This window comes from Streptomyces sp. NBC_00386, assembly GCF_036063235.1.
Taxonomy (GTDB): domain Bacteria; phylum Actinomycetota; class Actinomycetes; order Streptomycetales; family Streptomycetaceae; genus Streptomyces.
Window position 1 is genome coordinate 4,275,114 of record NZ_CP107950.1, and the last position, 14,841, is coordinate 4,289,954.

10 protein-coding genes and 3 rRNA genes are annotated in these 14,841 nt (G+C 65.1%); 1 reads left to right on the plus strand and 12 read right to left on the minus strand.

Annotated features, from left to right (window positions below; genetic code table 11):
• The first annotated feature begins 90 nt into the window (after nt 1-90).
• On the plus strand, nt 91-1,320 hold the full coding sequence (locus tag OG780_RS18730; protein ID WP_328449662.1) for a DUF5667 domain-containing protein: 1,230 nt from the start codon (nt 91-93) through the stop codon (nt 1,318-1,320).
• Nucleotides 1,321-1,426: 106 nt separating this feature from the next.
• On the opposite strand, the gene OG780_RS18735 is transcribed toward OG780_RS18730, so the two are convergent.
• The 12 genes from OG780_RS18735 to OG780_RS18790 all read right to left on the minus strand — a co-directional run bounded on the left by OG780_RS18735 (nt 1,427) and on the right by OG780_RS18790 (nt 14,718).
• Entirely contained in the window at nt 1,427-2,476 is a 1,050-nt protein-coding gene (locus OG780_RS18735) for a lysophospholipid acyltransferase family protein (protein WP_328449664.1), read from the minus strand.
• Nucleotides 2,477-2,490: 14 nt separating this feature from the next.
• Entirely contained in the window at nt 2,491-3,552 is a 1,062-nt protein-coding gene (locus OG780_RS18740) for an NAD-dependent epimerase/dehydratase family protein (RefSeq protein WP_328449666.1), read from the minus strand.
• A gap of 400 nt (nt 3,553-3,952) precedes the next feature.
• Nucleotides 3,953-4,051, minus strand: a complete 99-nt coding sequence (locus OG780_RS18745) for a 30S ribosomal protein bS22 (protein WP_003948845.1) — start codon at nt 4,049-4,051, stop codon at nt 3,953-3,955.
• 142 nt (nt 4,052-4,193) lie between these two features.
• Entirely contained in the window at nt 4,194-4,403 is a 210-nt protein-coding gene (locus tag OG780_RS18750) for a helix-turn-helix domain-containing protein (protein ID WP_093781815.1), read from the minus strand.
• 129 nt (nt 4,404-4,532) lie between these two features.
• Nucleotides 4,533-5,348, minus strand: a complete 816-nt coding sequence (locus tag OG780_RS18755; RefSeq protein WP_328449669.1) for a phosphatase — start codon at nt 5,346-5,348, stop codon at nt 4,533-4,535.
• A 128-nt stretch (nt 5,349-5,476) separates the two neighbouring features.
• Nucleotides 5,477-6,649 carry an acetoin utilization protein AcuC gene (locus OG780_RS18760; protein WP_326786280.1) on the minus strand — a complete coding sequence of 391 codons (1,173 nt, stop codon included), beginning with the start codon at nt 6,647-6,649 and terminating at the stop codon, nt 5,477-5,479.
• Nucleotides 6,600-7,823 (minus strand): MFS transporter, encoded by a 1,224-nt coding sequence (locus OG780_RS18765; protein WP_328449671.1) that lies wholly within the window; start codon nt 7,821-7,823, stop codon nt 6,600-6,602. Before OG780_RS18765 ends, OG780_RS18760 begins: the two co-directional genes overlap by 50 nt.
• Before the next feature lie 130 nt (nt 7,824-7,953).
• Nucleotides 7,954-8,685: a VC0807 family protein gene (locus tag OG780_RS18770; RefSeq protein WP_328449673.1), complete on the minus strand. Its 732-nt coding sequence runs from the start codon at nt 8,683-8,685 to the stop codon at nt 7,954-7,956.
• A 134-nt stretch (nt 8,686-8,819) separates the two neighbouring features.
• The gene (locus OG780_RS18775; RefSeq protein WP_328449677.1) at nt 8,820-9,464 is read right to left on the minus strand and encodes an HAD family hydrolase; all 645 of its coding nucleotides are present in this window, start codon (nt 9,462-9,464) and stop codon (nt 8,820-8,822) included.
• Between the two features lie 85 nt (nt 9,465-9,549).
• Nucleotides 9,550-9,666 (minus strand): 5S ribosomal RNA (gene rrf, locus OG780_RS18780).
• An 89-nt stretch (nt 9,667-9,755) separates the two neighbouring features.
• Nucleotides 9,756-12,878, minus strand: a 23S ribosomal RNA gene (locus tag OG780_RS18785).
• Nucleotides 12,879-13,192: 314 nt separating this feature from the next.
• A 16S ribosomal RNA gene (locus OG780_RS18790) occupies nt 13,193-14,718 on the minus strand.
• The 16S, 23S and 5S rRNA genes sit together here, the layout of an rRNA operon.
• Nucleotides 14,719-14,841: the final 123 nt, after the last annotated feature.

Genomic DNA, 14,841 nt, shown 5'->3' on the forward strand with positions numbered 1-14,841 from the left:
CGATCACCCGATCGTGTGGACACGGCCAGGGGGTGCAACCCTCAGGACCCCCTGGGGAGTCGACCGTCATGACGAGAGGAGGTGCCGCCAGTGATCGCGAACGTATCAACACACCGGCGGGCGAACGCCTTCGCCCAGGCCCTGGAGGAGATCGACCAGGGCACGGCGGCCGAGCAGCCCGATGGGTCGGCACCGTCCCGGGCTGCTGCGGAACAGACCGGGCAAGGGCTGCTGTTGGCCCTCGCCACCGGTCTCGGCGAGCTGCCCCAACCGGAGCTGGACCCGGAGGTCAAGATCGTGCAGCGAGCCCAGCTCGTCGCCGCGATGGAGGCCATGCTGCAGGAAGGCACCGCCGCCGGAGGCGAGGGTCCGGGCCGTGGCCTGCCCGAACAGCGGTCCCATAGGGCCAAGGGCTCGCACCGGGCGACCGGACTGGGGAAGCTGCGGCCCCGGTCCCGGCTGTCCAAAGGACTGGCCGCGGGCGGGCTCACCGTCGGTGTGGCCGCCGGAGCCTTCGGCGGTGTGGCCGCCGCGAGCTCCGACGCCCTGCCCGGTGACTCGCTCTACGGGCTCAAGCGCGGCATGGAAGACATCAAGCTGGGTCTGGCCGACGGCGACAGCGACCGGGGCGAGCTCTATCTCGACCAGGCCTCGAACCGCCTGAGCGAAGCCCGTCGGCTGATGGAGCGGGGCCGCTCGGGACAACTCGACCACGAGTCCATGGGCGAGATCCGCCGCGCTCTGTCCGGCATGCAGCACGACGCCTCCGAGGGGCACCGGCTGCTGCACGAGGCGTACGAACGGGACGGCTCACTGGGCCCCATCCAGACCCTGTCCGCGTTCTCCCAGTCGCACCGCGAGGCCTGGGGCGCACTGCGCGACCGACTGCCCGTGCAGCTCGGTGACGTCAGTGACCAGGTCTCGTCGGTCTTCGAGGCCATAGACGACGAGGTCGACCCGCTGCGCTCGCTGCTGCCCAAGACGCCCGCCCCCGAGGGCACCGGCCGTCACCGGGGCAAGAGCGAGGAGTCCACCGCCTCGCCGGGTACGGAGACTCCGGCACCCAGCGCCAGCAGCGGATCGACGGGCGAGAGCCACAGCAGCGGCAAGCCCAAGCCGTCCAGTTCGGGCAGCAGCGGCGAGGGCCTGCTCGGCGGCAGCACCGGGGGTCTGCTCGACCCGCCGCAGGACGACACCAGCACCTCTCCGTCGTCCGGCAGCAGCAAGAGCAGTGCGACGAGCGAACCCGATGTCACCCTGCCGCCGCTGCTCCCCGGCCTCCTGCCGGGCCTCGGCATCGGCACGCAGGACAGCGACTGACCGGACCACCACGCGGTACGTCGATGGGGGCGCCCTCCTCGGGGAGGGCGCCCCCATCGACGTACCGGCATATCAGTACATGATCAACAGAATCGTAACTGCATGATCAGAAGAAAACGGACCTGCGCTGGACCAGCAGCTTGTACAGGGTGTGCTGGATCTGCTCCCTGACCTGGTCGGTCAGGTTGAACATCAGCATCGGATCGTCCGCCGCCTCCGGCGGATAACCGTCCGTGCGGATCGGCTCGCCGAACTGGATCGTCCACTTGGTGGGCAGCGGGACCGCACCGAGCGGGCCCAGCCACGGGAAGGTCGGCGTGATCGGGAAGTACGGGAATCCCAGCAGCCGCGCGAGGGTCTTCGCGTTGCCGATCATCGGGTAGATCTCCTCCGCCCCGACGATCGAGCACGGAATGATCGGGGTGCCGGCGCGCAGCGCCGTCGAGACGAAGCCGCCCCGGCCGAACCGCTGGAGCTTGTAGCGCTCGCTGAACGGCTTGCCGATGCCCTTGAAGCCCTCCGGCATCACACCGACCAGTTCACCGCGCTCCAGCAGCCGCTCGGCGTCCTCCGCGCAGGCCAGGGTGTGACCGGCCTTGCGGGCCAGCTCGTTGACGACCGGCAGCATGAACACCAGGTCTGCGGCGAGCAGACGCAGATGACGGTTCGCGGGGTGGTTGTCGTGGACGGCGACCTGCATCATCAGGCCGTCCAGCGGAAGCGTGCCCGAGTGGTTGGCGACGATCAGGGCACCACCGTCGGACGGGATGTTCTCGATGCCCTTCACCTCGACGCGGAAGTACTTCTCGTACACCGGCCGGATCAGTGACATCAGGACCTGGTCGGTCAGCTCCTGGTCGTACCCGAACTCGTCGATCTCGTAGTCGCCGGTGAGCCTGCGGCGCAGGAAGGACAGGCCCCCCGCGATGCGCTGCTCCAGGCTCGTACCGCCCTGCTGGGGCTTCCGGGGCTGTTCCTCCTGCGTCACGGGAACATCATCCTGCGGAAGGGTCCGCCCGGGCATGGGCTGGACCTCGCGCACGACCACGGGCTCACCCTTGCGCCGGCTTCCCCCGGCCCGGCGCCTCGCCGGGCGCTGCGCCGCAGCCCCGCGCGAGCGGTCGTCGTCGAACGGAATGACCTTGGCGTCCGCCATCGTTGATGCGCTCCTCAGTTGGCGCTCTGCGTCGGGGGGTGGCCGCCGCCCAGAGCAGGCAGCGCGGCGATCTTGTCCACGGCCCCCGCAAGGGCCTCCGGGGGCAGGAGTCCGGGACCCCTGCTCCGGGCGAAGTCCGCGAAGGCCTCCGCCGTCGTGTACTTCGGCTGGTAGCCCAGGGTTTCGCGCATCTGGACCGTCGCGACCACCCTGCCGTGCGTGAGCAGCCGCAGCTGCTCGGGCGAGAAGTCCGTCACCCCCAGGGTACGCACGGCCGTACCGACCCAGCTGAGGGCAGGCAGCAGGAGCGGGACCGTGGGCCGTCCGAGCCGCCGCGCGCACTGCGAGAGCAGCAGGACGCCGTCCCCGGCGATGTTGAACGTGCCGCTGTTGAGCGTGCCCCGCCGCGGGTCGTGCGCGGCGAGCCGCAGTACCTCGATGACGTCGCTCTCGTGGACGAACTGGAGCCGCGGGTCGTAGCCGAACACCGTCGGCAGCACCGGCAGCGAGAAGTACGAGGCGAGCGGCGAATCCGCGCTCGGGCCGAGGATGTTGGCGAACCGCAGCACGCACACGGCGACATCGGGCCTGCGGCGCGCGAAGCCGCGTACGTAGCCCTCGACCTCGACCGTGTCCTTCGCGAAGCCGCCGCTGGGCAGTGACTTGGGCGAGGTGGTCTCGGTGAAGACGGCGGGGTCGCGCGGCGCCGAGCCGTAGACGTTCGTGCTGGACTTCACGACGAGCCGCTTGACCGTCGGGGACTTCTGGCAGGCACCGAGGAGCTGCATGGTGCCGATGACGTTGGTCTCCTTGACCGTGGTCCGGCTGCCGGAGCCCAGCGCCGTGCCCGTCACATCCATGTGGACGACCGTGTCGACGGAGTACTCGGCGAGCAGCCGGGCGATGGTGGGCTGGCGGATGTCGGCCTGCACGAAGTCGGCGCCACCGATGTGGTGCTCGGGAGGCACCGCGTCCACGGCGATCACCCGGTCCACCTGCGGGTCGCGCTGGATCTGCCGTACGAACCGCCCCCCGAGCCGCCGGGCCACCCCGGTCACGAGCACGACCTTCCCCAAGATCAGCGCCTTCCTTCCAGAACTGGACGTAGCTCCGCTCGTACCTGCCGGGTTCCCCGTGTGCGGCCAACTTAGCGGGTTGATGTTGCGCTGTGATGACCGCCCGATGCACGAAGTGACGACAGCCGTGGACCTGTGACCAGACCCAGCCATTCGGCCCACAGACGGACACCGCGCATATGGCCGAAGATGTTCGACGGTCGAGCGGTTTTTCGGGGTTCCTCTTCCCGGGCCACCGCCGCGCCGGGAGTACCCGGCCGCCGCGCAGAAGCCTCGGCCGGCCGCCGCGCGGCCTTCACCGACCCTTCTCCGGCCCTTGAGCCGCCTTTCCCCGGCCGGATACGCCTGTGGCCCCCCACCTGCTGGTGAGAGGCCACAGTACGCGTTTCCGCGGCGTCGCTTACTTCTTGTTGCGACGCTGAACGCGAGTGCGCTTGAGCAGCTTGCGGTGCTTCTTCTTCGCCATCCGCTTGCGCCGCTTCTTGATAACAGAGCCCACGACTACCCTCGCTCACTTCTCTTTACTCGGTGCTGGGCTGCATGGGCCCACACGACCTATGAGGGGCCAGCCTACCCGCCCGAGAGCCGAGGTCGTAATCGAGGTGTTTCCGGGAGATCGCGAACGGTCTCCCGGAACGCCGTCAGGCGGTCTCCACCCCCACGTAGCTCTCGCGGAGGTACTCGTGAACCGCTTGCTCCGGCACCCGGAAGGACCTCCCCACCCGGATCGCCGGCAGATGACCGCTGTGCACCAATCGGTACACGGTCATCTTCGACACTCGCATCACCGAGGCGACTTCCGCCACGGTAAGGAACTGGACCTCGTTCAGAGGCCTCTCGCCTGCAGCCATGTCACACCTGAACCTTCCGCACTCGACGGCCACCGGCTTCCCCTTCCGGTGACTCTTCGTCGTTGCGCACTCACTCCCCAATGTAGGGGCGGGTGATGCGAGTGGGGAAGAGGAGATGCCATCGGCCGCCTACTGTGACAGACACGCTCGATTGAGTACATAGCGAGTAAGCGGTCGGTAGTAATCAGACCGCACAGCGTCATCTAGGGGAACGGCGACGGACACCCGCCCCTCTGCCTCTCCGACGAACAGCGCGGGATCGTCCGTATCGGCGAGACCGATGGCCTCGAACCCCAGCTGACCTGCTCCGCAGACCCATCCGTGGTCCCCGATGACCAGCTCCGGGAGGGGCCCTCCGCCCGCGGCGGCGGCCGCCAGAACGGTCCGGACCGGGAGGGGTGAATGGGTGTGTGCGCCGGTCGCACGACCGGCGGCTCCCCCCTCGGGTTCGCGCACCAGCGCGACACCTTGTACGTAGTCGAGGCTGTACGTGCGTAGACCGAACCGGGTCGTTATGTCGATAGAGCTACCCTGCGCGGGGGTGAGGACGGCACACCCCGCCGCTGACAGGGCGTCCGCGAGTGCGGCGTAGAAATCGATCAGCCGGTGCGGGTGACCCGTACCGAGAAGCACAGGGTGACGATGCCGGGCGGCTTCGCCGAGCCGTTCCGCGAAGGCGTCGAGGGCCGCCAGCGTCCGCTCCGGGTCGATCACATCATGCCCCGAAGTATGTAATGGATCGGCCGAAACTCCGCATTTGTCGGCCATCAACTCGATCAAATCCCGCTGACACCACGTCCATTCGGGATCAAGTCCAAGCATCAGGCGGGGGTCGCGGGCGGCGAAGAGCCGGTAGCTGCGCAGGCTCTCCTCGCGCGAGGTGGCCACGGGCCCGGCGAGCCGGGCGGCCAGAAGATGGGCACGCAAAGCGCCGGTGCTCAACACGTCTGCGATGCTGGCGCATCCGCCGGCGCTGGATGCGCAACATGGGCCATATGCCCCACAGTTGGCCTAAAGGTCCACCCATGACGGCGGCGGAAGGACGGTACCGGCCCCCGACACGGAGACCCCGGCTAAGGGAGCATCCCCCGCAGCGGGAACACGGCCTTGCGTGTCGCCACGATCGCCTGGTCGAGACGGTCCGCCGGGTCGTACCCCGACTCCCAGTCCTTCCAGGACACCGGCCACCGTCCGTCCGTCATCCGCATCGGCGCCAACTGCCGGGTGCGGGCGAAGACCTCCTGCCGCCAGCTCTCCGGGATCACCGTCTCGGGCTCGACGGGACGGCCCGCCGCCACGGCCACCAGATGCGTCCACGAGCGCGGCACCACCTCCACCACCGCGTATCCGCCACCCCCCAGCGCGACCCAGCGTCCGTCGGCGTACGTGTGCGCCAGGTCGTGGCAGGCAACCTGCACGGCCCGCTGCGCGTCGAGCGATACGGCCAGGTGCGCGAGCGGGTCCTCGAAGTGGGTGTCCGCGCCGTGCTGGGTGACCAGCACCTGCGGCCGGAAGTCGGCGATCAGCTCCGGCACCACGGCGTGGAACGCCCGCAGCCAGCCCGCGTCCCCGGTACCCGCCGGCAACGCGACATTGACGGCCGTACCCTCCGCACTGCCCGCCCCGGTCTCCTCGGGCCACCCGGTCTGCGGGAACAGCGTCCGCGGGTGCTCGTGCAGCGAGATCGTCAGAACCCGCGGATCCTCCCAGAAGGCCGCCTGGACACCGTCACCGTGGTGCACATCGACATCGATGTACGCGACCCGCTCGGCACCCAGCTCCAGAAGGCGGGCGATGGCGAGAGCGGCGTCGTTGTAGATGCAGAACCCGGAGGCTGCGCCGGGCATCGCGTGGTGCAGCCCGCCCGCGAAGTTCACCGCGTGCAGCGCCTCCCCGCGCCACACGGCCTCGGCGGCGCCCACGGACTGCCCGGCGATCATCGCGGACACCTCGTGCATCCCGGTGAACGCGGGATCGTCCATGGTCCCGAGGCCGTACGACGCGTCGGCGGACACGGGGTCGGCCGACGCGGACCTGACCGCCGCCACATAGTCCTCGCGGTGCACCAGCCGCAGGGTCGAATCCCCGGCGGGCTTCGCCGCGACGACCTCGACGGCCCGGTCGAGCCCGAAGGCGTCGACGAGCCCCTTGGTCAGCCGGAGCCGGACCGGATCCATCGGATGCTCCGGACCGAAGTCATACCCCGTTACTGCCTCGTCCCACATCAGCTGTGCGCGGCCGCTCATGCACCTCACCGTATCGGTCCGGTTGAGGTTCGAACGAGCGGGCATACCCCAAGGTCGCGAGGACCAGCACCATCGGCACGAGCATGGCTCCGCGGTAGTTCCAGGCGTCGCCCAGCGCGCCCACCAACGGAGAACCGATCAGGAACCCCACGTAGTTGAAGATGTTCAGCCGCGCGATCGCCGTGTCCGACGCCCCGGGGAAGAGCCGCCCCGCGGCCGCGAACGTCTGCGGCACGATCACACACAGCCCGAGCCCCAGCAGCGTGAACCCCAGCATGCCCACCCCGGCTCCCGGCGCGACCGCCACCACCCCGAACCCGAGCGCGGCGACCACGGCACCCAGCCGCACCACCGCCACGGCCCCGAACCGCCGCACCCCGAAGTCCCCGACAGCACGCCCCACCAGCGTCATCACCATGTAGACGTTGTACGGAACGGTCGCCGTCTGCTCCGAGCTGCCCAGCACGTCCTTGAGGTACTTCGCGCTCCAGTTGGAGACGGTCGAGTCACCGATGTAGGCGAACGTCATCACCAGACACAGCGGCAGCAGCAGCCGGAAGACGAGCGGACCGGCACCCGCGCCGCCCACCGCCTCCTCCTTCCCCTCCGTGTCCGCGCCCGCGTCGACGTACCACCGGCTCCCCACCAGGGCGAGCGGCAGCAGCACCAGCACGACCGGCAGATACGACACGAAGAGCGACATGTGCCAGTGCGCCCCGGCCCACGCGAGCGAGGCGCCCACGATCCCGCCCAGGCTGTACGTGGCATGGAAACCGAGCATGATGCTGCGCCCGTACGACCGCTGGAGACTCACCCCGAGCATGTTCATCGAGGCGTCGAGACCGCCGACCGCCAGGCCGAAGGCCCCGAGGGCGACAGCCACCTCGACGAGCTGGTCACCGGCGCCGACACCCAGCAGGGCCAGCAGCACGACCGGCTGCGACCACCGCAGGACGCGGCTGGGACGTATGCGCTTGACCAGATGCTCGGTGGCGACGCTGCCCAGCCCGGCGAGGACCGGGACGGCCGCCAGGAACGCCGGCAGCAGCGCGTCGGAGATCCCGTAGCGGTCCTGGATGGCCGGGATACGCGTCACGAGCAGCGCGAAGGCGGCACCCTGAGCGAAGAAGCTGAACGCCAAAGAGGCCCTACCGCGCCGCAGCACATCTGTCATGGCGGCGAGCGTAGGGCCCCGGCTTACCGGTGGGTAGATCAAGCCGAAGGTGAATTTTGCTCAGCTCTTCGGGGAGGCACTGTCGAGCTCTTCGTGGCGGACCCCTCCGGGCCCTCGGCGCGGGGCTGTTTCAGCGGTGCGTCCCGGCCCCGGCGGCGAGCTCCCGCTCCAGCATCTTCTCCATCGGGACGACCGCGAAGCGCCCGCTGAGCAGGAAGGCCAGGACCATCGAGGCGATCATGACGACCGTGCCGAGCCAGACCATCGTGTCGATCGGCAGCGTGTAGGCACCCACGACCCGCGCGACGCACTCACCGAGCAGGACCGTGCCCCACACCAGCGAGAACGTCCGCTCGGCCTTCCGAAACGGCTCGGAGCCGGCCGCCAGCCGGTCCCAGGCCGCGGCCCGCGCCGCGTCGCCCTTCACGAGGAACGGCTTCATGCCCTGCGTCATCATCGGCCGCCCGAGCCTCACGGACACCAGGACACCGATCCCGATCGCGCTGCTGACCCCGCTGTCCTTCGCCAGCATCAGCCGCGGGTCACCGGCGACCAGGCTGAGCGCGAGCCCGACCACGTTGACGAAGAGGATCAGCCCGGCCAGGGCGTTGGCCTTGCGCTCCTTCACCACGCTCCACACGGTCCGCACGGCCGGCACGACACTGCTCCAGCCGAGGGCCGCCATCGTGCTCATCCCGAACCCGTTCTTGAGCAGGTAGTACGACCCGATGGGCACCGCCACGTCCACGATCAGCGGCAGGAAGCTCGGCCGGGCACCGGCGGTCTCCGGGGTGGTGACCGTTTCCGCCAGGGCAGCGCGGGTGGTCTCTCCGGTGCTGATCTCGGTGGCGGTGATGCTCATGATCGGGTCCCTCCGTCGTCACTGTGTACGTCCCGTTTCGATGTACTCAGCTTCGCGGTCGGACCCCGCCCGCCGACAGAAACGATCGTCCGGAGCTCGGCATGACAAATGTCAGCGCCCGACGATGGGTGCCGTCATACCAGCAGGTCAGCCAACTCCCCCATGTCGGAGAAGAGTTGGGTGGCACCGGTCAGTCTGTCGGCGGGTGTCATGGCGGTGAACCCGTACACGTCCATCCCGGCCGCGTTGGCCGCCTGCACGCCCAGGGGGCTGTCCTCGACGACAGCGCACTTCTCCGGCCGTACGCCCATGCGCTCGGCGGCGTGGAGAAACAGATCGGGTGCCGGCTTGCCCCGCCCGACGTCCTGGGAGCTGAAGACTCGTCCCTCGTCGAACCAGCGGTCGAGCCCTGTCGTCCGGTGCCCGACCCGGATCCGCTCATGGCTCCCGGAGGAGGCAACGCAGTACGGCACGCCGTCCGCGGCCAGCTTCTCCAGCACCTGGTCGGCTCCGGGAACGGGCTTCAGCTCCCGCTCGAACGCGGCGAAGACGCGGGCGTGGAACACGTCGTCGAAGTCGTCGGGCAGCCGCCGCCCGGTGCGCTCCAGGACCAAGTCGTGGATGCGGTGCATCGCGGATCCCATGTAGTCACGCAGGGAGTCCTCGTACGAGGTGGGGTGCCCCAACTCGGTGAGGTAAGCGGCCAAGTGGGTATTGGAGATCGGCTCGCTGTCCACGAGGACACCGTCATTGTCGAAAATAATCAGGTCGTAGCGCATGGCAAAGACCCTAAACGCAGAAGCCCCCTGAACGCAGAAAACCCCCGGACCGGTGTCCCCGGTCCGGGGGTTTTCTTCAAGATTTGTTCGGCGGCGTCCTACTCTCCCACAGGGTCCCCCCTGCAGTACCATCGGCGCTGTGAGGCTTAGCTTCCGGGTTCGGAATGTAACCGGGCGTTTCCCTCACGCTATGACCACCGAAACACTATGAAACTGTCAACCAGACCACGCTCTGTGACAAACGTGGGGTTGTTCGTGGTTTCAGAACCAACACAGTGGACGCGAGCAACTGAGGACAAGCCCTCGGCCTATTAGTACCAGTCACCTCCACCCGTTGCCGGGCTTCCAGATCTGGCCTATCAACCCAGTCGTCTACTGGGAGCCTTAACCCCTCGAGGGGGTGGGAATACTCATCTCGAAGCAGGCTTCCCGCTTAGATGCTTTCAGCGGTTATCCCTCCCGAACGTAGCCAACCAGCCATGCCCTTGGCAGGACAACTGGCACACCAGAGGTTCGTCCGTCCCGGTCCTCTCGTACTAGGGACAGCCCTTCTCAATATTCCTACGCGCGCAGCGGATAGGGACCGAACTGTCTCACGACGTTCTAAACCCAGCTCGCGTACCGCTTTAATGGGCGAACAGCCCAACCCTTGGGACCGACTCCAGCCCCAGGATGCGACGAGCCGACATCGAGGTGCCAAACCATCCCGTCGATATGGACTCTTGGGGAAGATCAGCCTGTTATCCCCGGGGTACCTTTTATCCGTTGAGCGACGGCGCTTCCACAAGCCACCGCCGGATCACTAGTCCCGACTTTCGTCCCTGCTCGACCCGTCGGTCTCACAGTCAAGCTCCCTTGTGCACTTACACTCAACACCTGATTGCCAACCAGGCTGAGGGAACCTTTGGGCGCCTCCGTTACTCTTTAGGAGGCAACCGCCCCAGTTAAACTACCCATCAGACACTGTCCCTGATCCGGATCACGGACCCAGGTTAGACATCCAGCACGACCAGACTGGTATTTCAACGACGACTCCACCTGAACTGGCGTCCAAGCTTCACAGTCTCCCAGCTATCCTACACAAGCCGAACCGAACACCAATATCAAACTGTAGTAAAGGTCCCGGGGTCTTTCCGTCCTGCTGCGCGAAACGAGCATCTTTACTCGTAGTGCAATTTCACCGGGCCTATGGTTGAGACAGTCGAGAAGTCGTTACGCCATTCGTGCAGGTCGGAACTTACCCGACAAGGAATTTCGCTACCTTAGGATGGTTATAGTTACCACCGCCGTTTACTGGCGCTTAAGTTCTCAGCTTCGCCACCCCGAAGAGTGACTAACCGGTCCCCTTAACGTTCCAGCACCGGGCAGGCGTCAGTCCGTATACATCGCCTTACGGCTTCGCACGGACCTGTGTTTTTAGTAAACAGTCGCTTCTCGCTGGTCTCTGCGGCCACCCCCAGCTCATGGAGTAAATCCAATCACCGGTGATGGCCCCCCTTCTCCCGAAGTTACGGGGGCATTTTGCCGAGTTCCTTAACCATAGTTCACCCGAACGCCTCGGTATTCTCTACCTGACCACCTGAGTCGGTTTAGGGTACGGGCCGCCATGAAACTCGCTAGAGGCTTTTCTCGACAGCATAGGATCATCCACTTCACCACAATCGGCTCGGCATCAGGTCTCAGCCTTAATGTGTGACGGATTTGCCTATCACACGGCCTACACCCTTACCCCGGGACAACCACCGCCCGGGATGGACTACCTTCCTGCGTCACCCCATCACTCACCTACTACAGGTCTGGTCCGTCGGCTCCACCACTCCCCTTTGCCCGAAGGCTCCGGGGCGGCTTCACGGACTTAGCATCGCCTGGTTCGATGTTTGACGCTTCACAGCGGGTACCGGAATATCAACCGGTTATCCATCGACTACGCCTGTCGGCCTCGCCTTAGGTCCCGACTTACCCTGGGCAGATCAGCTTGACCCAGGAACCCTTAGTCAATCGGCGCACACGTTTCTCACGTGTGTATCGCTACTCATGCCTGCATTCTCACTCGTGAACCGTCCACCACTGCCTTCCGGCGCGGCTTCACCCGGCACACGACGCTCCCCTACCCATCACAGCGGGCGTTGGCCCTATTGCTGCAATGACACGACTTCGGCGGTACGCTTGAGCCCCGCTACATTGTCGGCGCGGAATCACTAGACCAGTGAGCTATTACGCACTCTTTCAAGGGTGGCTGCTTCTAAGCCAACCTCCTGGTTGTCTGTGCGACTCCACATCCTTTCCCACTTAGCGTACGCTTAGGGGCCTTAGTCGATGCTCTGGGCTGTTTCCCTCTCGACCATGGAGCTTATCCCCCACAGTCTCACTGCCGCGCTCTCACTTACCGGCATTCGGAGTTTGGCTAAGGTCAGTAACCCGGTAGGGCCCATCGCCTATCCAGTGCTCTACCTCCGGCAAGAAACACACGACGCTGCACCTAAATGCATTTCGGGGAGAACCAGCTATCACGGAGTTTGATTGGCCTTTCACCCCTAACCACAGGTCATCCCCCAGGTTTTCAACCCTGGTGGGTTCGGTCCTCCACGACCTCTTACAGCCGCTTCAACCTGCCCATGGCTAGATCACTCCGCTTCGGGTCTTGAGCGCGCTACTGAATCGCCCTATTCGGACTCGCTTTCGCTACGGCTTCCCCACACGGGTTAACCTCGCAACGCACCGCAAACTCGCAGGCTCATTCTTCAAAAGGCACGCAGTCACGACGCACTGAGTAAACTCAATGCGCGACGCTCCCACGGCTTGTAGGCACACGGTTTCAGGTACTATTTCACTCCGCTCCCGCGGTACTTTTCACCATTCCCTCACGGTACTATCCGCTATCGGTCACCAGGGAATATTTAGGCTTAGCGGGTGGTCCCGCCAGATTCACACGGGATTTCTCGGGCCCCGTGCTACTTGGGTGTCTCTCAAACGAGCCGTTGATGTTTCGACTACGGGGGTCTTACCCTCTACGCCGGACCTTTCGCATGTCCTTCGCCTACATCAACGGTTTCTGACTCGTCTCACAGCCGGCAGACTGTGAAAGAGAGATCCCACAACCCCCCAAGCGCAACCCCTGCCGGGTCTCACACGCTTGAGGTTTGGCCTCATCCGGTTTCGCTCGCCACTACTCCCGGAATCACGGTTGTTTTCTCTTCCTGCGGGTACTGAGATGTTTCACTTCCCCGCGTTCCCTCCACATACCCTATGTGTTCAGGTATGGGTGACAGCCCATGACGACTGCCGGGTTTCCCCATTCGGAAACCCCCGGATCAAAGCCTGGTTGACGGCTCCCCGGGGACTATCGTGGCCTCCCACGTCCTTCATCGGTTCCTGGTGCCAAGGCATCCACCGTGCGCCCTTAAAAACTTGGCCACAGATGCTCGCGTCCACTGTGCAGTTCTCAAACAACGACCAACCACCCATCACCCCCGGTTTCCACCGGAGTGCACTGGGGCCGGCACTGAAGGCAGCCGTAATCGGCCGTACCTTCAGACACCCAACAGCGTGCCCGACACCCTCGCCACTCATGATCAGCTTTCCACGCTCCGAAGAGCAGTACTGGCAGCCCGAGATGACTGAGAGTGCCGAATAATCAACGTTCCACCCATGAGCAACCACCGTCGGACATCTGCCGACGTAATGGCCCTGGACCACCGGGCAAGCCCGGCGGCCTAGATGCTCCTTAGAAAGGAGGTGATCCAGCCGCACCTTCCGGTACGGCTACCTTGTTACGACTTCGTCCCAATCGCCAGTCCCACCTTCGACAGCTCCCTCCCACAAGGGGTTGGGCCACCGGCTTCGGGTGTTACCGACTTTCGTGACGTGACGGGCGGTGTGTACAAGGCCCGGGAACGTATTCACCGCAGCAATGCTGATCTGCGATTACTAGCAACTCCGACTTCATGGGGTCGAGTTGCAGACCCCAATCCGAACTGAGACAGGCTTTTTGAGATTCGCTCCGCCTCACGGCTTCGCAGCTCTTTGTACCTGCCATTGTAGCACGTGTGCAGCCCAAGACATAAGGGGCATGATGACTTGACGTCGTCCCCACCTTCCTCCGAGTTGACCCCGGCAGTCTCCTGTGAGTCCCCATCACCCCGAAGGGCATGCTGGCAACACAGAACAAGGGTTGCGCTCGTTGCGGGACTTAACCCAACATCTCACGACACGAGCTGACGACAGCCATGCACCACCTGTACACCGACCACAAGGGGGGCACTATCTCTAATGCTTTCCGGTGTATGTCAAGCCTTGGTAAGGTTCTTCGCGTTGCGTCGAATTAAGCCACATGCTCCGCTGCTTGTGCGGGCCCCCGTCAATTCCTTTGAGTTTTAGCCTTGCGGCCGTACTCCCCAGGCGGGGAACTTAATGCGTTAGCTGCGGCACCGACGACGTGGAATGTCGCCAACACCTAGTTCCCACCGTTTACGGCGTGGACTACCAGGGTATCTAATCCTGTTCGCTCCCCACGCTTTCGCTCCTCAGCGTCAGTAATGGCCCAGAGATCCGCCTTCGCCACCGGTGTTCCTCCTGATATCTGCGCATTTCACCGCTACACCAGGAATTCCGATCTCCCCTACCACACTCTAGCTAGCCCGTATCGAATGCAGACCCGGGGTTAAGCCCCGGGCTTTCACACCCGACGTGACAAGCCGCCTACGAGCTCTTTACGCCCAATAATTCCGGACAACGCTTGCGCCCTACGTATTACCGCGGCTGCTGGCACGTAGTTAGCCGGCGCTTCTTCTGCAGGTACCGTCACTCTCGCTTCTTCCCTGCTGAAAGAGGTTTACAACCCGAAGGCCGTCATCCCTCACGCGGCGTCGCTGCATCAGGCTTTCGCCCATTGTGCAATATTCCCCACTGCTGCCTCCCGTAGGAGTCTGGGCCGTGTCTCAGTCCCAGTGTGGCCGGTCGCCCTCTCAGGCCGGCTACCCGTCGTCGCCTTGGTGAGCCACTACCTCACCAACAAGCTGATAGGCCGCGGGCTCATCCTTCACCGCCGGAGCTTTTAACCCCCACCCATGCAGGCAGGAGTGTTATCCGGTATTAGACCCCGTTTCCAGGGCTTGTCCCAGAGTGAAGGGCAGATTGCCCACGTGTTACTCACCCGTTCGCCACTAATCCACCCCGAAAGGCTTCATCGTTCGACTTGCATGTGTTAAGCACGCCGCCAGCGTTCGTCCTGAGCCAGGATCAAACTCTCCGTGAATGTTTACCGGTAATCCGGTGGAACATCACGAGAGCGGAACCAAGGGGAGGAATAATCCCCCGGTTCACAGCGTCCTCGCTGATGCGCCTACCCCGAGGGGCAGGACTTTTTCAAAGGAACCTC